Below are 18897 nucleotides of genomic sequence, written 5' to 3' on the forward strand. Positions count from 1 at the left end.
CATGACTGAAATTACCTCTCTCGGCGTAAAAGATATTCGTGACGGCGTGGCAAAGGGCGACTTCACTGCCCGTGAAGTCGCGGAACGTTTCAACGCCGCCGTTGCCGATGCAGCTGCGCTCAACGCTTTCATCGTTACCACCCCCGACCACGCCCTTGCCGCCGCAGAAGCAGTCGACGCCAAGCGCGCTGCGGGGGAAGCGCTTGGCCGGATGGCGGGCGTGCCGATTGGCATGAAAGACCTGTTCGCCACCAACGGCGTGCAGACCACTGCGGCCAGCCATATCCTTGAAGGCTTTACGCCGCGCTACGAATCGACCGTCAGCCAGAAGCTGTGGGAAGCGGGCGCAGGGATGCTGGGCAAGCTGAACCTTGATCAGTTCGCGATGGGATCGTCGAACGAAACAAGCTATTTCGGCAATGTCGCCTCACCGTGGCGCAAAGCTGGCGGTAATGCAGCGATGTCGCCGGGCGGTTCTTCGGGTGGTTCATCCTCAGCCGTTGCCGCGCGTATCGCGCCCGCGGCAACTGGCACCGACACCGGCGGTTCGATCCGCCAGCCAGCGGCCTTCACCGGCATCTGCGGGATCAAGCCTACCTATGGACGCTGCTCGCGCTGGGGCGTGGTCGCCTTTGCCTCCAGCTTGGATCAGGCCGGCCCGATGGCGCGCTCGGTTGAGGATTGCGCGATCATGCTGGGCGCGATGGCCGGGTTTGATCCAAAGGATTCGACCAGCCTCAAGATGGACGTTCCCGATTGGGAAGCGGCGTTGAACAGCGACCTGCGCGGCAAGAAGGTCGGCATCCCGCGCGAATACCGGATGGAGGGCACCGATCAGGCGATCCTCGATTCGTGGGAGCAGGGCAAGGCGTGGCTGAAAGACGCAGGCGCCGAGATCGTCGATGTCTCGCTGCCGCACACCAAATACGCGCTGCCCGCCTATTACATCATTGCGCCGGCCGAGGCGTCGAGCAATCTCGCTCGCTATGATGGCGTGCGTTATGGCCTGCGCGATCTGCCGGACGGTTCGGGCTTACAGGACATGTATGCCGCCACCCGCGCCGCCGGATTCGGGGACGAGGTCAAACGCCGCATCCTGATCGGCACCTATGTGCTCTCGGCCGGGTTCTACGACGCCTATTACACGCAGGCGCAGAAGGTGCGCGCGCTGGTCGCGCGCGATTTCGAGCGGGCTTTCGAACAATGCGACGTGATCCTTGCGCCCACCACGCCGACGGCGTCGTTCCCGCTGGGATCGATGAACGAAGATCCGCTGACGATGTATCTGAACGACGTGTTCGCAGTGCCTGCGTCACTCGCCGGCCTGCCCGCGATGAGCGTGCCCGCCACGATCAACGCCGATGGCTTGCCGCTCGGCTTGCAATTGGTGGGCCGCCCGTTTGACGAGCAGGGTGTCCTGAATGCAGGCCTTGCGATCCAGCAGCGCGCTGGTTTCACCGCTAAGCCCGATAAGTGGTGGTGAACGCCGATCCCGCGCTGTGGCTTGCCGGTATCGGCATCGCCCTCGCGGTGCCGTTGACCTTCATGGTCGCCAATTGGATCAGGAAAAACGTCGATCACGGCGAAATGCGCTTCGACACGCGTGACGCCAGCGAGAGTGACGAGGAAACAAAATGAGCAACTACCGCATTCAGGGTGCCACGGGTGAATGGGAGGTCGTGATCGGCCTTGAAGTTCATGCGCAGGTGACTTCGCAGTCCAAGCTGTTCTCGGGCTCCGCCACTGCGTTCGGGGCTGAGCCCAATTCACAGGTGTCGCTGGTGGATGCCGCGATGCCGGGGATGCTTCCCGTGCCCAATGCGGAATGCGTCCGGCAGGCGGTGCGCACAGGCATGGCGATCGAAGCGCAGATCAATGCGTGGAGCCGGTTCGATCGCAAAAACTACTTCTACGCTGACCTGCCACAAGGCTACCAGATCAGCCAGCTTTACCACCCCATCGTGGGCGAAGGGCAGTTGCTGATCGAAGCGGACGAAAAGGCGGGCATCCTCGAAGACAAGATCATCGGGATCGAGCGTATTCACATCGAACAGGACGCAGGCAAGCTGATGCATGATCAGCACCCGACCATGTCCTATGTTGACCTCAATCGTTCGGGCGTCGCGCTGATGGAAATCGTCTCGCGCCCTGACATGGCCTCGCCCGCCGAAGCAGGGGCTTACCTGCGCAAGCTGCGCGCAATTTTGCGCTATGTCGGCAGCTGCGATGGCAACATGGAAGAAGGCTCGATGCGCGCCGACGTCAATGTCAGCGTCCGCAAGGTCGGCGATGAGCTGGGCACTCGGACTGAAACCAAGAACGTCAACTCGGTGCGCTTTGTCATGCAGGCGATCGAGCATGAGGCGATGCGTCAGGTCGATGTGATCGAAAGCGGCGGCACAATTGTGCAGGAAACCCGCCTGTTCGATCCCGGCACCGGCACCACGCGCACGATGCGTAGCAAGGAAGACGCGCATGATTACCGCTACTTCCCCGATCCCGATCTGCTGCCGCTGGTGCTGGAAGACGACTTCCTCGCCGAATGCCGCGCGAGCCTGCCCGAACTGCCCGACGCCAAGCGCAAGCGCTATGTCGAAACGCTCGGCCTCACCCCCTACAACGCGCGCGAACTCACCGCCGAGGTCGAGACCTTCGCGCGGTTCGAGACGCTGCTGGCCGAAACCGCCAAGGCCACTGGCAAGGATGACGCCGCTGTCGCCACGCAGGTCGCCAACTGGTCGCTGTCGGTGGCGCCCGGCGTGATCAAGGCGCTGGGCGATGACGCCGACCTCGCCAATGCCACCGCCGCCGCACAGGCCGCGATCCTCGCGATGGCCGACAAGGGCGAGATCAGCGGCGGTCAAGCGAAGGAAATCTTCGAAATTGTGCTGAAGACCGGCCGCGATCCCGCTGAAATTGCAGACGCCGAAGGGCTAAAGCAGGTCAGCGACACCGGCGCGATCGAAGCCGCCGTCGACGCGATCATCGCCGCCAACGCAGACAAGGTCGAACAATACCGCGCCGGCAAGGAAGCGCTCTTCGGCTTCTTCGTCGGCCAGACGATGAAGGCGATGCAGGGCAAGGCCAATCCGGCCGTGGTCAACCAACTGCTCAAGGGCAAGCTGGGGTGATGACCCTGTCGACCGCCGGCCGCAAACTCGCCGTGGTCGGGGGCGCTCTGTTCCTTGCAGGGCTGTTCCAAGGGCTCGTCGTCGATCAGTTCCCCAATCCCCGCATGGCTTTGTCCGCGCATCTCGATGCAGTGCAGAGCGGGATGGCGGTGATGATCGCCGCCGCCTTCTGGTCATCGCTCCGCCTGGCACCCGCCGCCGAGCGGCTCACGTGGTGGACGCTGGCTACCGGCATGGTCGGCCTGTGGGTCGGCATCACGCTTGCGGCGATAACCGGGGCGAGCGAGGCCCTGCCGATCGCAGGAAGCGGATTCGCTGCCCGCCCGCCGGTGGAGGTCACAGTCACCATTATCGTGATCGGCTCCAGCCTCGGCCTGCTGATCGGCTGGGCGGTGTTCCTGTGGGGCCTCGCCCGCGGCCGATGATCGCCCCCCGCGTCTCCATCGTCCTTATCCAGCCCGAAATCCCCGGTAATACCGGCGCCATTGGGCGTACCTGCGTCGCGCTGGATCTGGAACTGATCCTGATCCACCCGCTTGGCTTCGAAATTACGGATACCCGTGTGAAGCGTGCCGGGCTGGACTATTGGCCGCATGTCCAGCTGGCCGAATTTGACAGCTGGGATGCCTTCATCGCATCCCGCGCCCCGCGGGAGGACCAGCTGTTCCTGTTCGAGGAATTCGGCAGTCGTAGTTTCTACGAACCGGAATACCCGGACGATGCCATGCTGGTCTTCGGCAGGGAAACCACCGGCATTCCGCGGAGCGTAATCGACCGTTACCCTGACCGTGTCGTCCACCTGCCAATGCGATCAGATGTGATCCGGTCGCTCAATCTGGCGAACACTGCCACCGCAGCGGCCTATCAGGCGCTGCGGGGTCGATTCTGACGCTAGCGCCCTCCGATCAAACTAATTTTCAATTACCTCAAAGTTAATTCGATAAATTGAAATTTGATATAACGCGGTATCGGATCTTCTCGTTATCCGCCTCCACTACTTCCAGTTTTGCTCCCTTATATGCAATTACATTAGATGCTGATAAATCATATTCGGCATCATTCGTAAAAGCGTCGCGTGCCATACTATTTGAAAACTCTCGATAACTAATTTTGATTTTATCACCAACTCGCCCGCTATAGATCAAAGTTTGTTGAAAATCATTTGCCGATCGAAAGGGCTTTTCGGTGAATTGATATGGAAATTCCGTATCGCAAACTGGCTGCACAATTCCATACAGGTTTGGCGCCATCACGCAAGTTTCCTGCTTCTCTCGATCAAAGCGGATAGCGCGTGGCAAAACAACCTGACCAAACAATCCATTATCAAGAGAAACATAACCCGTTTCGAAACCATTGTTTCTAGTATCGAAACCAGTAAAAATTCTCCCTTTTTCCTCACCGCTCTTCGGATAGAAGCCGGGGCTTAGAATGAAACCTTTGATATTGTTCTGCTGAGGTAGAAAAACACCCTGAGTTAGAGTCGCCGTCCCTTGTCGGAGCATCTGTTCACCAAGCGTCACCTCATGGACCTCGTTGAGGGCTGGCTCGCTTATTTATGTCGTGATCGGGGCATAGTTATTTGGCACCGACGCGCAACCCGATACCGTACAAGTTGCCCAAACTAGCCAAAGTAATTTCTTCATAACGCCCCTGCTCCATAGATTCGATTTCTGTCTATCGACTCGAAATGAATTCGCAAGGAAAATCAGTGCTTACGTGAACTATTTCGGGATGCGCTACTCCAGCCCCAACGCACGCAGGTTCATCGTTGCTGCGTTAAAGCTCGCTTCGGCTAACCGCCCGGCAAGTTCAGCGCGGATGGCGCTGATCTGGGCATTGGCAGCGGTTTCCTCGCGCACGTTGACGAGGAAGAAATCGCCCGCGCCCAGTCGGAACCGGGTGCGTTCGGCCTGTACCATCTGGCTTGCCTGTCGAACTTCGGCATCGGCCAGATCGGCAAGTTTGCGCGCGGCGGTCAAGTTGGCAAGGATGTTGCTGACCTCGGTCGATATCTGGTCGGCAATGCGGCGCTGGCGCAATTCGGTTTCGCGCAGTTCCGCTTCGGCCCGCTGCACCGCGCCGCGTGCGGTGCGGCGTTGCAGGGGCACGGAAAATGTCAGACCCACCACGGTATCGGTGGAATCGAACCCTTCACCCCCCGGACCGATCTGGCCAAAATCACGCGACAATTCGACACTGGCGTCCAGCGACGGTTCCAGATCATTACGGCGCAGCGCCACCTTGTTGGTCGCCCGTTCGAGCGCCACCCGGAAGTTCTGCAATTCGGGCCGGGTCTGGATCACTTCGCTCACAGGCGTGGCCACGAGTTGCTGCACCGGGGCGATCGGCCCCAGACTGGACAGATCGGGCAGCATGGCCCGCGTGGGGATGACCATTTGCCCGTCAACGCCGCGCAGGTAAAAGCCAAGCGAATTGGCCGCGGTTTGCAGGTTGCGGCGGGCTTCTTCGAGCAAAGATCGACGGCGCAGCAGGTTTTGTTCGTTCTCAGTCAAGGCGATGCGCGCGCGGGCACCTTCATTAACTTCGCGGGTAAGCCCGATCTGGCGCGCTTCTGCAATTTCGAGCAATTCTTCGAAAACGCGGATTTCTTCGCCTGCGGCCACCCACCGCCAATAGGATCGCAAGGCTTCGTGCTGCACGTTGAGCTGCACCAGCAACACATCAAGCCGCGCCTGACTGGCGGCAAGCCGTGTGTCCTCGATCGCAAAACGGCGGCTGTCGATGTCGCGATTGCGCAGGAGCGAAAACAGCGCGCCTACCTTCGCTTCGCCCAGCGCGTTGGTGTAGTTGTAGTTTTCGTACGTGGGAAAAGTGCCATCCGACACGCGGTAGGAGCCGAACAGCTCCGCGCCGTAAGGCCGAAGTGGCTGGCGCGCTTCGACCTTGCCGAAACCACCCGAATAGAACCCGGTAAGCCGGTCGTAATATTCGCCCTTGAGCATCAGGTCGAAAGCACCGTCCGCCGCCAACTGATCGGCGCGGGCTGCGGCCTCACGTTCGAAGGCTTCGAGGATCGACGGGAACGTCAGCGCCGAAGATCGCAGCACTTCGGATGGCAGCAGCGGCCCGGTGGTGAGCGTCTGGTCGAGTGGGTCGCCTATGGGCGCAATATCCTGCGCGGTGGCCGGATACGGCGCAGCAGCGATCAGCGCCGCAGCCGCGATGGCACCAGAGCCGAACATTATGCCCAGCCGATCAAAGGCCCGGTATCGTCTCATCGTCAGTTCGCCGACCCGGTGGCCTGATCTGCAGGAAGTTCGGGCGGGAAGTTGTTGAGCTGACGCCAGATTTCGTAACCGACGGGCACGGTTTCGAGCAGCACCCAGGCCTGCACCGCCGCGCCGAAGCGGACATAGCGTTCTTCGGGCCAGCGGTATTCTTCGGTCTTGTCTTCGGCGATTAACACGCGAAAGCGGCCGTTGATCTGCGCCGATTGATCGACCGCGATGACCCTACCGCCAAAAGTGCCGATCGCGACCGAAGGCCAGCCGGAAAACTGCACCGCTGGCCAGCCTTCAAACTGCACACGGGTCTTGTCGCCAGGTCGAACCAGCGCGACATCGCGCCCGTCGATAAAGATTTCGATGACGCGTTCAGCGCCTTCGGGCACAAAGGTCGCCAGAACGTCGCCGGCATTGATGTAAGTTGCCGCGTCGCCGGCGTTGAGGCTCTGAATGAAACCATCACGCGGTGCGCGTACGATCTGTTCGGATTGCCGCGCGATGTTGGTGTCGGCGCGGTTGAGATCGGCCTGCGCAGCGGCCACGCGGCCCTGCATGTCGGCCACCTTGATCTGCGACAGCTCGTAATCGCGCCGTGCGGCAAGCCCGGCTTCGAACAGCTCGCGGCTGCGGCGCTCGTCGATCTGCGCGGTGGCCAAGGCCGATTGGGCTGCCTGCAACTGCAGTTCCATCTGTCCGCGTTCGGCCTGCAATCGATCCAGCAACATGGGGTCGATATCGGCAATCCGCACGATCGGATCGTTCTTCTTCACCGAACTGCCATCGCGCACGTACCACTCCTCGATGCGGCCGGGCACCAAAGCGTTGATGTCCTGCTTGCGTTCATTGGGGCTGAGTGTCGTCACCACGCCGCGGCCAGAAGTGGTCTGGACCCACGGAACATAGATAAGAAACGCGATCGACGCCACGATCGCAACCAGCAACATGAAAAAGACTGCGCGCATCACGCGGGGCGTCTTGATCGCCGCCAAAGCGGTGAAATGCGCCATGTCTTCCTTAAGCGTCGCCATGGTCACGCGCCCCCTGTGTGGAGCGTTTCGCCGGTGTAGGGCCCGGGCCGGTTCATGGCGGCAGAAAACTCCTCGAAGGTGCTGAAATAGCGTTGCCGATCGGCTTCCAGATAAAGGAAGCGGTCGAAGCCCAGATCGATACGGCGGTTGGAAAAATAGATCACGGTGGAATAGGCCTGCGCACGAAGTTCAGTCACCGCACGCGCAATGGGTTCGGGATCGATCAGGTCGAACAACCGGCTGAGCACCAGAATGCGCGGACGTTCAAGCAGCGCGTTGGCCAGCTTCAATTGCTGCAGTTCGACCGCCGAAAGCGGATAGCCGGTGGCCGCCAGCGGTGTGTCCAGACCCTTTTCCAGCGTCGAGACCATGTCCGCCAGACCCACCGTTTCAAGCGCACCGATCATCCGCTGGGGGGCGGTGTCAGGGCAGGACAGCGCCAGATATTCGCGGATCGTCATTTCAACGATGCTGGGCCGGTCGAGCACGTGGACGTTCTTGCGCAGGTGGTGCGCTTCGATCGCTTTCATGTCGACGCCGCCAAGCGTGGCAAACCCCGATTGCGGCAGGACATGCAGCTTGAGAAGATTGGTGAAAAGCCGCTGCACCCCATGCTGGCTGGCGGCGGCCATAATGATCGAACCAGACGGAATTTCCAGATCGAACTGGGCCTCTTGATGCCGTGCTGTGCCGCGCACGCCCTTGAAAACGATCGTGTGATCGGGGCCCATGAATGGATCGGCATCCTTGGGCTGTTCCTGTTCGACATCGTAGAACTGCGAGATTTCCTCAACCGCCGCGAACAGATCGTAGAAATAGCCAAGATAACTGCCCAGCTGCGCCACGCCGAAAAATGCCGCGGACAGAACCAGTTCGGCTGCGACCAACTGACCAAGGGTCAACTGGTTCTGGATAACCAGCCATCCGCCAAGGCCCAGCAAGGCCGCACTGGCGGCAGCATACATGACCAGAAAGGCGATAGTCTGCGAAAACAGATGGCGAAAGTGCCGCTTGCGCTGCATGATATAGGTGCCGGTGAAATCGTCGGTCTTGTCCAACGCATAGTCGATCCGGCGTTGTGACTTGAAGAAGCCGTTCGACCCCCCGATCGATTCCAGCCATGCGGCGGTTGCATGCTTGGCATGGCTGACATCGATGCCCGTGCGCAGGGCCCGGCTGCCCCAAGTCAGCCATACCACCCAGATGATCGCGATCATGATCAATGTGAAAGCAAGGAAATAGGGGTGATAGAGCGACACAAGCACGAACCCGACCGCAATCTGGAGCAGCGTCGTAAAGCCGCCGATGAACAGGATCGGGATGGCGGTCTGGACATAGACGACATCGAAATAGCGATTGAACAGCGCCCCGCGCTTGTCGTCGTTGAAGAAGGGGTTCTGGGCATACACCGAAATCAGTGAAATTTCCGCGACCATCCGGGCGTAGAACCGGCGGGCGAAAATCTCCATCAAATGCACACGCAAGGCGTAAAGCAGGCTGGAAATCAGCAGCAGCCCGAACAGGCTGAGTGATAACACCACGAGCGGAGCGGTCAGCGCGGTATTGGCGATGGTGTTGATCAGCATCTGCACCGAGATTGGCGTTGCCAGGCTCAACAGACTGATGCCGATACCATACACCGCGGCCAACCAATAGAAATTCGCCTCCGGTTTCAGGATTTCAAAGAAAATCCTGAAGAACTTCACCAGAGAAATGCGCGAGCCGTAATGTTGGCCTTCACTTGCCATGACAGTTTTTCCGTCCGAAACCCGTGTTCAAGTTGTGCGCCGTCCCGTCGGATATTGCGTGCCCGAACGCAAGGGTATCTGTTGCACCATTTCTGCGCCGCTGGCGACCAATCTTCCAATCCAAGGACAGTTCCCACCTATCCAGACAGCTGCAACTTCTTGAAGATATTAAGTTAGGATGCTTGTTGCGAGCGACTGTCATGTAAAGCGCCGTTAGCGGTCAAAGCTTGCGGATAGCTGAACCAACCGCGATGACATGCGGGATGACTGGACAGACAATCTTACCTGCTGACACGGACCTCGTGCTGCTGTTGGTGGGCGGGGGCCACGCCCATGTTGCAGTGCTGGCCGACTGGATCCGCAAGGGCGCGCCGGGGCAGCTTCATCCGGTGCTGCTCACGCCCGAGCCTGTCTTGCGGTATTCGGGCATGGTGCCCGGCTGGATTGCAGGCCAACACAAGATTGATGATGGTCTGGTCGATCTGGCCGGATTGGCGGCGCGGGCGGGCGTAACACTTGTGTCCGATAGCTGTGTCGGGCTTGACCCCGAAACGCGCACGGTGCGCCTGGCATCGGGCGGCACGCTGCGTTTCACTATCGTCTCGATTGACACCGGGGGGGAGGGGCAGGCGGTGCAAAAGCTTGGTAATGACCCGCGCTTGATCGATGTGCGACCCATCGGTGCATTCGTGCGCCAGGTCGCCAATATCGGCGCGCCGCAGAATGTCGTGGTGATTGGCGGGGGAGCCGGCGGCGTCGAGCTTGCCTTTGCGCTTCGCAACCGGGCCGGGTCCATTGCGCGCCCGTCGGTGACTTTGATCGCAGGGAAGGCCGGGCTGCTGGCAGGGTTCGCCCCTGCGGTGCAGCGCCTTGCTGCCGGGGCGCTGGCCCGGCAAGGCATTGCTGTGATTTCTGATGATGCGCGATTGGACAATGGCGTGCTGATCGCAGGCGCACGGGCCATCGAACCTGCCGACTGCATCATTGCGGCCATGGGCAGCGCCGCGCCCGGATGGGTGCGCGACAGTGGTCTGGCCACCGACAAGGCGGGCTATCTGGCGGTCAATGCGTATCAGCAATCCCCATCGCATCGCTTTGTCTTTGCCGCAGGCGACGTGGCGGCGCGAACCGATCGCGACCTGCCCCATTCGGGCGTTCATGCAGTGTTTGCCGGCCCGGTTCTGGCGGCCAACCTGCGCCGTGCGGCAGCGGGCAAGGCTCCGGCAGCGACCTATCGGCCGCGCTGGAACAATCTATATCTGATGAACACCGGGGATGGCAGCGCGATTGGAAGCTATGGGCCGTTGGCCGCAGAGGGTCGCTGGGTGCTCGCGCTCAAACACGCTATCGATCGGCGCTGGATTGCGAAATATGCGCAGCTTGCCCAAAAACGGTAACCGCGTGTGGTCATTGACCGAAAGGCGAGGCAAGGAGAGCGCGTGAAGAAAATCATCATCCTTGCCGCACTGGCCGCCGTGATCGCGGCCTATTATGTGTTCGACCTGGGCCGGTACCTGACGCTGGACGGGATCAAGCAGGCCGTCGGTCAATGGGAGGCGTTTTACGGCGAAAACCCGGTAGCGGTTCTGGCAGCGTTCTTTGCTGCCTATGTCGCGGTGACGGCAGCGTCGCTTCCGGGTGCGGCGATCATGACGTTGGCGGCTGGGGCCTTGTTTGGTCTGGTTACAGGCACGATCCTCGTCTCCTTCGCCTCAACGGTGGGGGCCACGCTTGCCTTCCTTTCATCGCGATACGTGCTGCGTGACAGTATCGAGGCGCGGTTTGGCGAGCGGTTGAAGGCGATCAATCAGGGTGTCGAACGCGATGGGGCGTTCTACCTCTTCAGCCTGCGGATGATCCCGGCCTTCCCGTTCTTTGTTGTCAATCTGGTGATGGGCCTGACCCGCATTCGCATCTGGACCTATGTGTGGGTCAGCCAACTGGGGATGCTGTTGGGGACCGCGGTCTATGTGAACGCCGGTACGCAGTTGGTGCAGATCGAAAGCCTTTCGGGCATTGCGTCACCGGGCGTGATCGGCAGCTTTGTGCTGCTCGGGATCGCGCCGTGGTTGGCCAAGCTGGTGATTGGCGCGGTGCGCCGCCGCCAGGTCTATGCCGGGTTCACACGCCCTGCAAAGTTCGATCGCAATCTGGTGGTGATTGGCGCGGGCTCGGCCGGTCTGGTGTCGGCTTATATCGCGGCGCAGGTGAAGGCCAAGGTGACACTGGTCGAGGCCAAAGACATGGGGGGCGATTGCCTCAACACCGGCTGCGTACCCAGCAAAGCCCTGATCAAAAGCGCCAAGGTCGCCGCGATGATGCGCGCAGGCGGCACCTATGGCATCCGCCCGGTCGAACCGGACGTGGATTTTCGCGGTGTCATCGCCCGCGTGATGGGCGCGGTGAAAACCATCGAGCCGCATGATTCGGTAGAACGCTACACCGATCTGGGTGTCGACGTGGTGAAGGGCTACGCGAACATCATCGACCCGTGGACGGTCGAGATTGCACGCCATGATGGCGGAACACACCGCCTTACCACCCGTAGCATCGTAATCGCCAGCGGTGCGCAGCCGGTGGTGCCGCCAATCCCCGGGATCGAGGGCAGCGGCTACCTTACCAGCGAGACGATGTGGGACGCCTTTGCGCAGATGGACGAAGCGCCGCGTCAGGTTGCGGTGCTGGGTGGCGGGCCGATCGGATGCGAACTGGCACAGGCGATGGTGCGGCTGGGATCGCAGGTCACGCAAATCGAAATGGCCGATGTGCTGCTGGGGCGCGAGGATACCGAAGTCTCCGATCTGGCCCGCGCTGTCCTGCAGGAAGACGGCGTGCGCGTGCTCACGGGTCACAAGGCAGTGCGGATCGAGGGTCAGACACTGATCGCCGAAAGCGGCGGGGAGGAGGTGCGCATACCTTTCGATGTGCTGCTGGTTGCGGTGGGGCGGCAGGCGCGGCTTACAGGGTTCGGGCTTGAGGATATTGGCGTCGATACGGGCAAGACCGTCACCACGGACGAATTTCTCGCTACCAAGTTCCCCAATATCTTCGCAGCGGGCGATGTGGCTGGCCCCTACCAGTTCACCCACGTCGCCAGCCATCAGGCGTGGTACGCCAGCGTGAACGCGCTGTTCGGGATGTTCCGCAAGTTCAAGGCCGATTACCGCGTCATCCCCGCCGTCACTTTCCTCGACCCCGAATTCGCCCGCGTCGGGCTGAATGAGCGTGAGGCGGCCGAACAGGGCATCGCGGTGGAAGTCACGCGCTATGATCTCGACGATCTTGACCGCGCCATTGCCGAAAGTGAGACGCGGGGCTTCGTGAAAGTGCTGACCCCGCCGGGCAAGGACAAGGTGCTCGGTGTCACCATCGTTGGTGCGCACGCGGGCGAATTGCTGGCTGAATATGTGCTGGCAATGAAGCACGGGATCGGCCTCAACAAGATCCTCGGCACGATCCATTCCTACCCCACCATGGCCGAAGCCAACAAGTTTGCCGCAGGCAACTGGAAGAAGGCGCACAAGCCCGAAGGTCTGCTGAAATGGGTTGAACGCTATCACGGCTGGATGCGGGGCTAGAGCGAGGTGGAACTGTTCGATCAATTGCGCGGCGTAATCGGCATTGCGGTGCTGATTGCGATAGCCTGGGCGATCAGCGAAAACCGTGCCCGGCATCCGGGCTGGCGCTGGATCGCGGGCGCTTTGCTGCTGCAGGGCGTGCTGGCGGTTCTGATCGTGCGCGTGCCTTGGGTGTGGGCGGCGGTGGGCCTCGTCAATGATGCGGTGAGCGCAGTGGAGACGGCGACGCTCAGGGGCTCGTCCTACATGTTCGGCTATCTGGGCGGGGCTGAACTCCCCTTCGCCTTGAGAGACGGCGCGCAGCCGCCGCTGGTCATCGCGTTCCAGATTCTGCCGCTGGTGATCGTCTTTTCCGCATTGGCCGCCGTGCTGTGGCATTGGGGCGTGCTGCGATGGGTCGTCAATGGCCTCAGCTTCGCATTGCGCCGCAGTCTTGGCGTATCGGGCGTCGTCGGCCTTTCCGGCGGTGCGAGCATTTTCCTAGGCGTGGTCGAAGCGCCGCTTGTCACTCGCGCCTATTTTGCGCGTATCAGCCGGACCGAACTGTTCCAGATCATGACGCTGACGATGGCGACGATCAGCGGTGCAATTCTGGTCCTTTACGCTACCACCCTGCGCGACACCGTGCCCGATGCGGTCGGGCACATGATTTCCGCCTCGCTGATCTCGCTCCCCGCCGCGCTGCTGGTTGCGCGGCTGATGGTGCCAGCAACCGCGGATGACAGCGCAACCGAGGTCGACGGCGAAAACGCTGGCGGCGGCCTTCGGTACGAATCGAGCATCGATGCCATTATCAAGGGCACCATGGATGGGATGCAGCTGTTCCTCGCCGTGATCGCGGTGATCATCACGGTGTTTGCGCTGGTCGCGCTCGTGGACATGGCGCTAGCGCTGCTGCCGATGATCGATGGCGATCCCCTGACGCTGAAGCGTCTGATGGGCTGGCTGCTGGCACCGTTCATGTGGCTGCTCGGCGTCCCTTGGGCCGAGGCGCAGGCAGCAGGCGCGCTGATGGGCACCAAGGCCGTACTCAACGAATATGTCGCCTTCCTCGAACTTGCCGCGCTGCCTGCCGGAACGCTGGGCCCGCGCAGCATGCTGATCGTTACCTACGCGCTGTGCGGGGTCGCCAATATTGCCAGTGTCGGCCTGCTGGTATCGACCATTGGCACGCTCTGCCCCGAACGCCGCGCCGAGGCGGCATCGCTGGGCATGAAAAGCTGGGTTTCGGGCAACCTTGCCAGCGCGATGACGGGGGCGTGGATCGGCCTGGTAAGCTGGGGCGTCTGAAGCGGTGCTGGATGCGCGCCTTCGCCCGCTGATCGATCCGCCCCTGAACCGGCTAGGCGCTGCGTTGGCGGGGTGGGGGGTCACAGCCAATGCGCTGACCTTCACCGGGCTTGCGCTTGGCCTTGGCGGGTCAGGCGCAATTGCGCTGGGGCATGTCGGTTGGGGATTGGCGTTGATTGTCGCCAATCGGCTGGCTGACGGGTTGGACGGCGCGGTCGCGCGGGCGCGCGGGCCATCGGATCTTGGCGGCTATTTCGATATTGTCGCAGACTTTGCCTTTTACGTCAGCGTTCCGCTGGGCTTCGGCATTCTGAATGCGGCCAACGCGCTACCCGCTGCGGCGCTGATCGCCAGCTTCGTGCTGACAGGGGTCAGCTTCCTTGCCTTTGCAGTGATCGCGGGCAAGCGCGGGGCCGAAACCGATGCGCACGGGCGCAAAAGCTTCTTCTATTCCACCGGCCTTGCCGAAGGCGCCGAAACGATCGCGGTGTTTATCGCCATGTGTTTGTGGCCCGCGTGGTTCGGCGTTATCGCCTATGCCTATGCGGGCCTGTGCTTGCTGACCGTGTTTCAGCGCAGCGCGATGGCGGTGTCAGCGTTCCGGGACTGAACGCCCGGAAACAGCCTTACCGCTGGCCGATCTGGCCGGCCACCAATTCGCGCAGTTCCGCAATCCGATCGGCGTTCACGCCCATATCGCTGCGGCCCACCCGGCTGGCCGAGCGGAAATCGATCTCGTTTTCGCTGATGCGCGCAACCACGTCATCTGTGAATCCGAACCAGAAGCTGGTCGATGTGCCTTCCACCATTCCGGTGGTAACGTCGGTGCGAATGTCTTCGAAGCCCATGTTGCCCATCGCTGCAGCGACTGCAGCAACAGCATCGGCGCGGCTTGCCCCGGCCAGCGGCAGCGGCGCAAGGTCGGCGTAACGATCGGTGATGATCTGCGCGTGCGACTTGATCGCCAGTTCGGGCGCAGCGCCTTCATACAGGGCAAGTTCGCCCAGCGGGGTCTGGTAATCGCTCAGCGCATTGGCCTCCGCTTCTTCGCGCGCGGTCATGGTCTCTGCAGAGAACATCGGCGGATCGGCAGTATCGGTTGCCACATCATGCACCGGGTTCTGATCGGCTCTGCTGCCAGCGGTCAGGAACATGATCAGCGCAGCGCCCGGCACCAGCAGGCCCACGATCGCGATGGCCAATGCGCCATTACGACGCGGCGTCGCGCGCGCGGCGATAACAAGCGATACCAGTGCAGCAATCGCCGTCGCCCCCAGCACGAACATACCGCCCCCCAGCGTCATTGTGATAAGGCCGAATTGCCAGCTCCATAGGCCGATCTTCGTGCCAAACGCCGCAATCGCGAAGTAAAGCAAGGTAAACGCCAGCAAGGCAAGGACGATCTTGGTGTGTCGGGCCGTGTTTGTCATGCCTGCAGTCATAACGCCGCGCGTCAACAAGGCAATCGTTCTTGATCGAGGGCGAGCCCAGCTATCGAGCGCGGCCATGATGGCGAAATGAACATTCCCGGGAAACACTTTGCCTGGCTGTGCATTATAGGCTTACGGTAGCCGGGGGGAGGGCTTGCTTCACGCGAAGTCCCGCTTTCCATGCCAGAAAATCTGGTTTATGTCCCGCTGGGATGCGGGAGGAACAAGTTGTTCAGAGGACAAGAGACCATGAAGCGTAATTTCCTGATGGGCGCAGCAGCGCTGGCAAGCCTGATGACTCTTTCGGCTTGTGGCGGTGCCAACAACAACCAGGCAGAAGCACCTGCTGCAACTGCCACAGATACGGCGATGGCCGTTGAAACCCCGGCTGCAGCACCTGCCGCTGCCGCTGGCGAAAAGCTTGAATACGCTAGCTTCACCACCGATGCCGCCGCTGGCGAGCAGGTGTTTGCAGCTTGCCGGACTTGCCACGTGTTCGACGAAGGCGTGAACCGCGTCGGCCCGTCGCTCCACAAGGTCGTTGGTCGTCCCTCGGGCTCGGTCCCGGGCTTCAATTATTCGGATGCCAACAAGAACAGCGGCGTGACATGGACGCCCGACGTTCTGTTTGAATATCTCGAAGATCCCAAGGGCTTCATGCCCGGCACCAAGATGGCCTTCCCCGGTGTCAAGGATGCGCAGAAGCGCGCCAATCTGGTCGCCTATCTGGAAGCCCAGTCGAAGTAATTATCGCGCCCTCGGGCTCGGATGAAGGGGCGGCGCAGGTTGACTGTGCCGCCCTTTTTCATGGTTCGGCCTGATGCGACGCAAGCGGGTAGGGCCGTCTTGCGTCTCCGCGTCAGGCAGCGATCAAATCTGCATCGGCGGCGCAGTGCTGTCTCAGATAGTCTTCATGCGTTGGCAGGCTGGCAACCCCGCGCCCGATCAACGTGCGAAGGTTTGCAAGAAATTCGGTAAGCTGCGCGGGTGCAATCTGGTCAGCCATCGGATCATAATCTGCCGGGGTGATGCCTTGGCCCAGCATCACCTGCACCCAGCTGGCATCGCGAAACAGATCATCGGCGTCGCGGCCCACACGGCCTGATGCGGCGAACAGATCCAGCTTGTAACGCAGGCTGTCGGGGACATCCATGTTCCTGCAATACCGCCAGAATTCCGAATCGTCGCGCGCGGTCTGATTATAGTGCAGGATCAGGAAATCGCGGATCTGCGCAAACTCGGCGGTGCAGCGGCGGTTGTATTCGTCACGCATGGCTGCGGGATTGCCTGCACGCGGAAACAGCTGGATCAACCGGCTGACATGTGACTGGATAAGGTGGATGCTGGTCGATTCCAGCGGTTCGAGGAAACCGCTCGAAAGGCCGATGGCCGCGCAATTGTGTGCCCAGAATGCCTCACGCCGCCCCGTGGTGAAACGGATCGGGCGCGGATCGCCCAATGCTTTTGTCTCAAGACTGCGCAGCAAAGTATCGGCTGCCGCGTCATCGGTGGTGAAGCCGCTGGAATAGACATGGCCGTTGCCGGTGCGGTGCTGCAAGGGAATGCGCCACTGCCAGCCGGCATCCTTCGCCGTGGCACGGGTATAGGGGACTAGCGTGGGCAACCGCTCGCTCGGCACCGCCAATGCACGATCGCATGGCAGCCAGCGCGACCAATCCTCGTAGCCGATACCCAATTCCTGCCCCAGCAGCAGCGACCGGAACCCGGTGCAATCGATGAAGAAATCGCCTGTGACTTGCTTGCCACCGGCCAGCGCAATGGCGGTAATATCGCCGCTTTCGCCATCGCGCAGGACCGTCTCGACCACGCCTTCGGTGCGCGTTACGCCCCGCTGTTCGGCATAGGCGCGCAGAAACACGGCATAGCGGCTGGCGTCGAAATGATAGGCATAGGCCAGCCCCGTCATCGCAGTGTTGCCTACCCGTTCAAGCTTCCCGAACCGCGCCTGATCCGCCGCTTGTTGATGCAGCGAATAGTCCCACAAACCCTTGGGATCGGGTGAAGCCTGTCCGCTGACGCTGCGCCGCCAATAGTGGTGGAAGGCGACATTGCCCAGATTCATCCCCGTATCACCGAAGGTATGAAGATAGCGGCTGCCTTTTTTGCCCCAATCGACAAACTCGATCCCCAGCTTGAAGGTGCCCGACGTGGCGCGCAGGAACGCGTTCTCGTCGATGCCGAGGATCGTATTCAGACGAATGATTTGCGGAATGGTCGCCTCGCCGACGCCCACCGTGCCGATCGCCTCGCTTTCGACCAGTTCGATCGCCAGCCTTCCGCCAAGCAACCGGGCAAAGGCGGCTGCGGTGATCCACCCCGCGGTTCCGCCGCCGACAATGACGAGCTTTCTGACTTCGGGCTGTTGCATCATCTGTCCCTTTAACCCCTACGTTGCTGCCGGGCCAAAAAAAGCGTTGATGGTCAGGCGGCCCCTGTGCGCATCAGCATACAGCGGCGCCGCATTGTCGATCACCCCGCTGTGCAGGATGTTTCCGCGGTAGAACACCGCGCTGTTGAAAGCGCCGGGCACGGTGTGCACCCGGTCAAAATGCGGTCCGCCGTCGGTGGGATAGGCTGCGGGCGGCAATCCGGTGCGCCGAACATCGGCCTGCAACGCCTCGGCATAGCGCGGGAAATCCGCCGCGGTCAGCGCCTCCAGCCCCGTCGTGCGGTGTCGGAAGAAGGCCGTACCGCCGTGGCCGGTGCGATGGAGATACAGCATCATCGCGATCTGATCGGGGTCGGTGCCGTCGACATGCGGCAACCGCTGGATCGGGGCTAGATCGCCAGGACGCGTGGTCACGATCGAATACCAGCCCTGCATGGTCCACCCGCCGCGCTGCACGCCGAACCACTGATCAAGCCACGGCGACAGTTGCGCCAACCAGGCGCGGCAGACCGCAGGATCAAGCGGAGAGCGCAGCCCGGGATATTGCGGCGAGATTTTTGCAAAACTTTGCAAACTTGTCTGAGAAATGACGTGGTCCGGAGTCTCCAGAAAGTCATCGACGCTGATAAGCGTGTGATTACATGACGAAAAACCCGACCGGGACGCGTTTTCAGGGGCAATATTCCAGCCAGAAGGCGGCGAAAGCAGCGCGGGTTGGGGGATCTGATCCATCCGCAAAAGCCTATCAAACTCCTGCAGCCAGTCCATATGCAATACCTATCCATCTGATCTATATGAATAAAAAACACGATAGCTCACGGCGAAGCCCGCGCGGCACCACCGTCTTCGTACCTCGGCCAATAATCGCGGAACCTGCCGCCAAAACTGTGTCAATCTGGCAACATTTTGCCTGAAATTCCCGCTCCCAGTCGATTGATAACGTTATCAAAAGCAAGCCAACACGTTGATATAAGGGAAGTCTCATTGAAATCCGGCAAGTCGCCCCGACGGCCGCTTTTCCCGATTTACCCGAGGTT

The 18897-nt window shown here is 61.1% G+C and carries 17 protein-coding genes; 10 read left to right on the forward strand and 7 right to left on the reverse strand.

What is annotated here, in order from left to right; all coding sequences use genetic code 11:
- The first annotated feature begins 1 nt into the window (after position 1).
- From gatA to SJY33_RS00715, 5 genes are read left to right on the forward strand one after another with little or no spacing between them, the layout of a single operon-like run.
- Positions 2-1483: an Asp-tRNA(Asn)/Glu-tRNA(Gln) amidotransferase subunit GatA gene (gene gatA / locus SJY33_RS00695; protein WP_379920572.1), complete on the forward strand. Its 1482-nt coding sequence runs from the start codon at positions 2-4 to the stop codon at positions 1481-1483.
- Positions 1477-1638: a glutamyl-tRNA amidotransferase gene (locus SJY33_RS00700; RefSeq protein WP_379920573.1), complete on the forward strand. Its 162-nt coding sequence runs from the start codon at positions 1477-1479 to the stop codon at positions 1636-1638. Before gatA ends, SJY33_RS00700 begins: the two co-directional genes overlap by 7 nt.
- On the forward strand, positions 1635-3131 hold the full coding sequence (gatB, locus tag SJY33_RS00705; protein WP_379920574.1) for an Asp-tRNA(Asn)/Glu-tRNA(Gln) amidotransferase subunit GatB: 1497 nt from the start codon (positions 1635-1637) through the stop codon (positions 3129-3131). The genes SJY33_RS00700 and gatB overlap by 4 nt, the downstream gene beginning before the upstream one ends.
- Positions 3131-3556: a hypothetical protein gene (locus SJY33_RS00710; RefSeq protein ID WP_379920575.1), complete on the forward strand. Its 426-nt coding sequence runs from the start codon at positions 3131-3133 to the stop codon at positions 3554-3556. Before gatB ends, SJY33_RS00710 begins: the two co-directional genes overlap by 1 nt.
- Complete coding sequence (locus SJY33_RS00715; RefSeq protein WP_379920577.1) at positions 3553-4020, forward strand: tRNA (cytidine(34)-2'-O)-methyltransferase; 468 nt, start codon at positions 3553-3555, stop codon at positions 4018-4020. Before SJY33_RS00710 ends, SJY33_RS00715 begins: the two co-directional genes overlap by 4 nt.
- 43 nt (positions 4021-4063) lie before the next feature.
- Here the strand turns inward: SJY33_RS00715 and SJY33_RS00720 are convergent, their stop codons facing one another.
- From SJY33_RS00720 to SJY33_RS00735, 4 genes are all read right to left on the reverse strand, one after another.
- Positions 4064-4651: a hypothetical protein gene (locus SJY33_RS00720; protein ID WP_379920578.1), complete on the reverse strand. Its 588-nt coding sequence runs from the start codon at positions 4649-4651 to the stop codon at positions 4064-4066.
- Between the two features lie 216 nt (positions 4652-4867).
- Positions 4868-6370, reverse strand: coding sequence for a TolC family protein (locus SJY33_RS00725; protein WP_379920579.1), 1503 nt, complete (start codon positions 6368-6370; stop codon positions 4868-4870).
- 2 nt (positions 6371-6372) lie between these two features.
- Positions 6373-7404, reverse strand: a complete 1032-nt coding sequence (locus tag SJY33_RS00730; RefSeq protein WP_379920580.1) for an HlyD family secretion protein — start codon at positions 7402-7404, stop codon at positions 6373-6375.
- A 2-nt stretch (positions 7405-7406) separates the two neighbouring features.
- The gene (locus SJY33_RS00735) at positions 7407-9152 is read right to left on the reverse strand and encodes an ABC transporter transmembrane domain-containing protein (RefSeq protein ID WP_379920581.1); all 1746 of its coding nucleotides are present in this window, start codon (positions 9150-9152) and stop codon (positions 7407-7409) included.
- Positions 9153-9415: 263 nt separating this feature from the next.
- Here SJY33_RS00735 and SJY33_RS00740 point away from each other — a divergent pair, with 263 nt between their 5' ends.
- The 4 genes from SJY33_RS00740 to SJY33_RS00755 are packed head-to-tail and all read left to right on the forward strand — an operon-like array spanning position 9416 to position 14630.
- Entirely contained in the window at positions 9416-10549 is a 1134-nt protein-coding gene (locus SJY33_RS00740) for an FAD-dependent oxidoreductase (RefSeq protein WP_379920582.1), read from the forward strand.
- A 42-nt stretch (positions 10550-10591) separates the two neighbouring features.
- On the forward strand, positions 10592-12730 hold the full coding sequence (locus tag SJY33_RS00745; protein WP_379920583.1) for an FAD-dependent oxidoreductase: 2139 nt from the start codon (positions 10592-10594) through the stop codon (positions 12728-12730).
- A 6-nt stretch (positions 12731-12736) separates the two neighbouring features.
- On the forward strand, positions 12737-14020 hold the full coding sequence (locus SJY33_RS00750) for a NupC/NupG family nucleoside CNT transporter (protein WP_379920584.1): 1284 nt from the start codon (positions 12737-12739) through the stop codon (positions 14018-14020).
- A 4-nt stretch (positions 14021-14024) separates the two neighbouring features.
- Positions 14025-14630 (forward strand): CDP-alcohol phosphatidyltransferase family protein, encoded by a 606-nt coding sequence (locus SJY33_RS00755; RefSeq protein WP_379920586.1) that lies wholly within the window; start codon positions 14025-14027, stop codon positions 14628-14630.
- A 16-nt stretch (positions 14631-14646) separates the two neighbouring features.
- On the opposite strand, the gene SJY33_RS00760 is transcribed toward SJY33_RS00755, so the two are convergent.
- Positions 14647-15450, reverse strand: a complete 804-nt coding sequence (locus SJY33_RS00760) for a DUF1499 domain-containing protein (protein WP_379920587.1) — start codon at positions 15448-15450, stop codon at positions 14647-14649.
- Between the two features lie 249 nt (positions 15451-15699).
- Here SJY33_RS00760 and SJY33_RS00765 point away from each other — a divergent pair, with 249 nt between their 5' ends.
- Positions 15700-16197 (forward strand): c-type cytochrome, encoded by a 498-nt coding sequence (locus tag SJY33_RS00765; protein ID WP_379920588.1) that lies wholly within the window; start codon positions 15700-15702, stop codon positions 16195-16197.
- A gap of 112 nt (positions 16198-16309) precedes the next feature.
- Here SJY33_RS00765 and SJY33_RS00770 read toward each other — a convergent pair whose 3' ends face one another.
- Together SJY33_RS00770 and SJY33_RS00775 are read right to left on the reverse strand one after the other, a co-directional pair.
- A complete protein-coding gene (locus SJY33_RS00770; protein WP_379920589.1) occupies positions 16310-17842 on the reverse strand; it encodes a tryptophan halogenase family protein in 1533 nt (510 codons plus the stop codon).
- Between the two features lie 15 nt (positions 17843-17857).
- Positions 17858-18592, reverse strand: coding sequence for a DUF6445 family protein (locus tag SJY33_RS00775; RefSeq protein WP_379920590.1), 735 nt, complete (start codon positions 18590-18592; stop codon positions 17858-17860).
- Between the last annotated feature and the right edge of the window lie 305 nt (positions 18593-18897).

It is taken from the genome of Erythrobacter sp. R86502 (assembly GCF_042466465.1).
GTDB lineage: Bacteria > Pseudomonadota > Alphaproteobacteria > Sphingomonadales > Sphingomonadaceae > Erythrobacter.

Excerpts from the sequence above, each read along its gene's own strand:
- gatA (WP_379920572.1), top strand. The coding sequence starts at position 2 with ATGACTGAAATTACCTCTCTCGGCGTAAAAGATATTCGTGACGGCGTG.
- gatB (WP_379920574.1), top strand. The coding sequence starts at position 1,635 with ATGAGCAACTACCGCATTCAGGGTGCCACGGGTGAATGGGAGGTCGTG.
- SJY33_RS00710 (WP_379920575.1), top strand. The coding sequence starts at position 3,131 with ATGACCCTGTCGACCGCCGGCCGCAAACTCGCCGTGGTCGGGGGCGCT.
- SJY33_RS00715 (WP_379920577.1), top strand. The coding sequence starts at position 3,553 with ATGATCGCCCCCCGCGTCTCCATCGTCCTTATCCAGCCCGAAATCCCC.
- SJY33_RS00725 (WP_379920579.1), bottom strand. The coding sequence starts at position 6,370 with ATGAGACGATACCGGGCCTTTGATCGGCTGGGCATAATGTTCGGCTCT.
- SJY33_RS00730 (WP_379920580.1), bottom strand. The coding sequence starts at position 7,404 with ATGGCGACGCTTAAGGAAGACATGGCGCATTTCACCGCTTTGGCGGCG.
- SJY33_RS00735 (WP_379920581.1), bottom strand. The coding sequence starts at position 9,152 with ATGGCAAGTGAAGGCCAACATTACGGCTCGCGCATTTCTCTGGTGAAG.
- SJY33_RS00740 (WP_379920582.1), top strand. The coding sequence starts at position 9,416 with ATGACTGGACAGACAATCTTACCTGCTGACACGGACCTCGTGCTGCTG.
- SJY33_RS00760 (WP_379920587.1), bottom strand. The coding sequence starts at position 15,450 with ATGACAAACACGGCCCGACACACCAAGATCGTCCTTGCCTTGCTGGCG.
- SJY33_RS00765 (WP_379920588.1), top strand. The coding sequence starts at position 15,700 with ATGAAGCGTAATTTCCTGATGGGCGCAGCAGCGCTGGCAAGCCTGATG.
- SJY33_RS00770 (WP_379920589.1), bottom strand. The coding sequence starts at position 17,842 with ATGATGCAACAGCCCGAAGTCAGAAAGCTCGTCATTGTCGGCGGCGGA.
- SJY33_RS00775 (WP_379920590.1), bottom strand. The coding sequence starts at position 18,592 with ATGGATCAGATCCCCCAACCCGCGCTGCTTTCGCCGCCTTCTGGCTGG.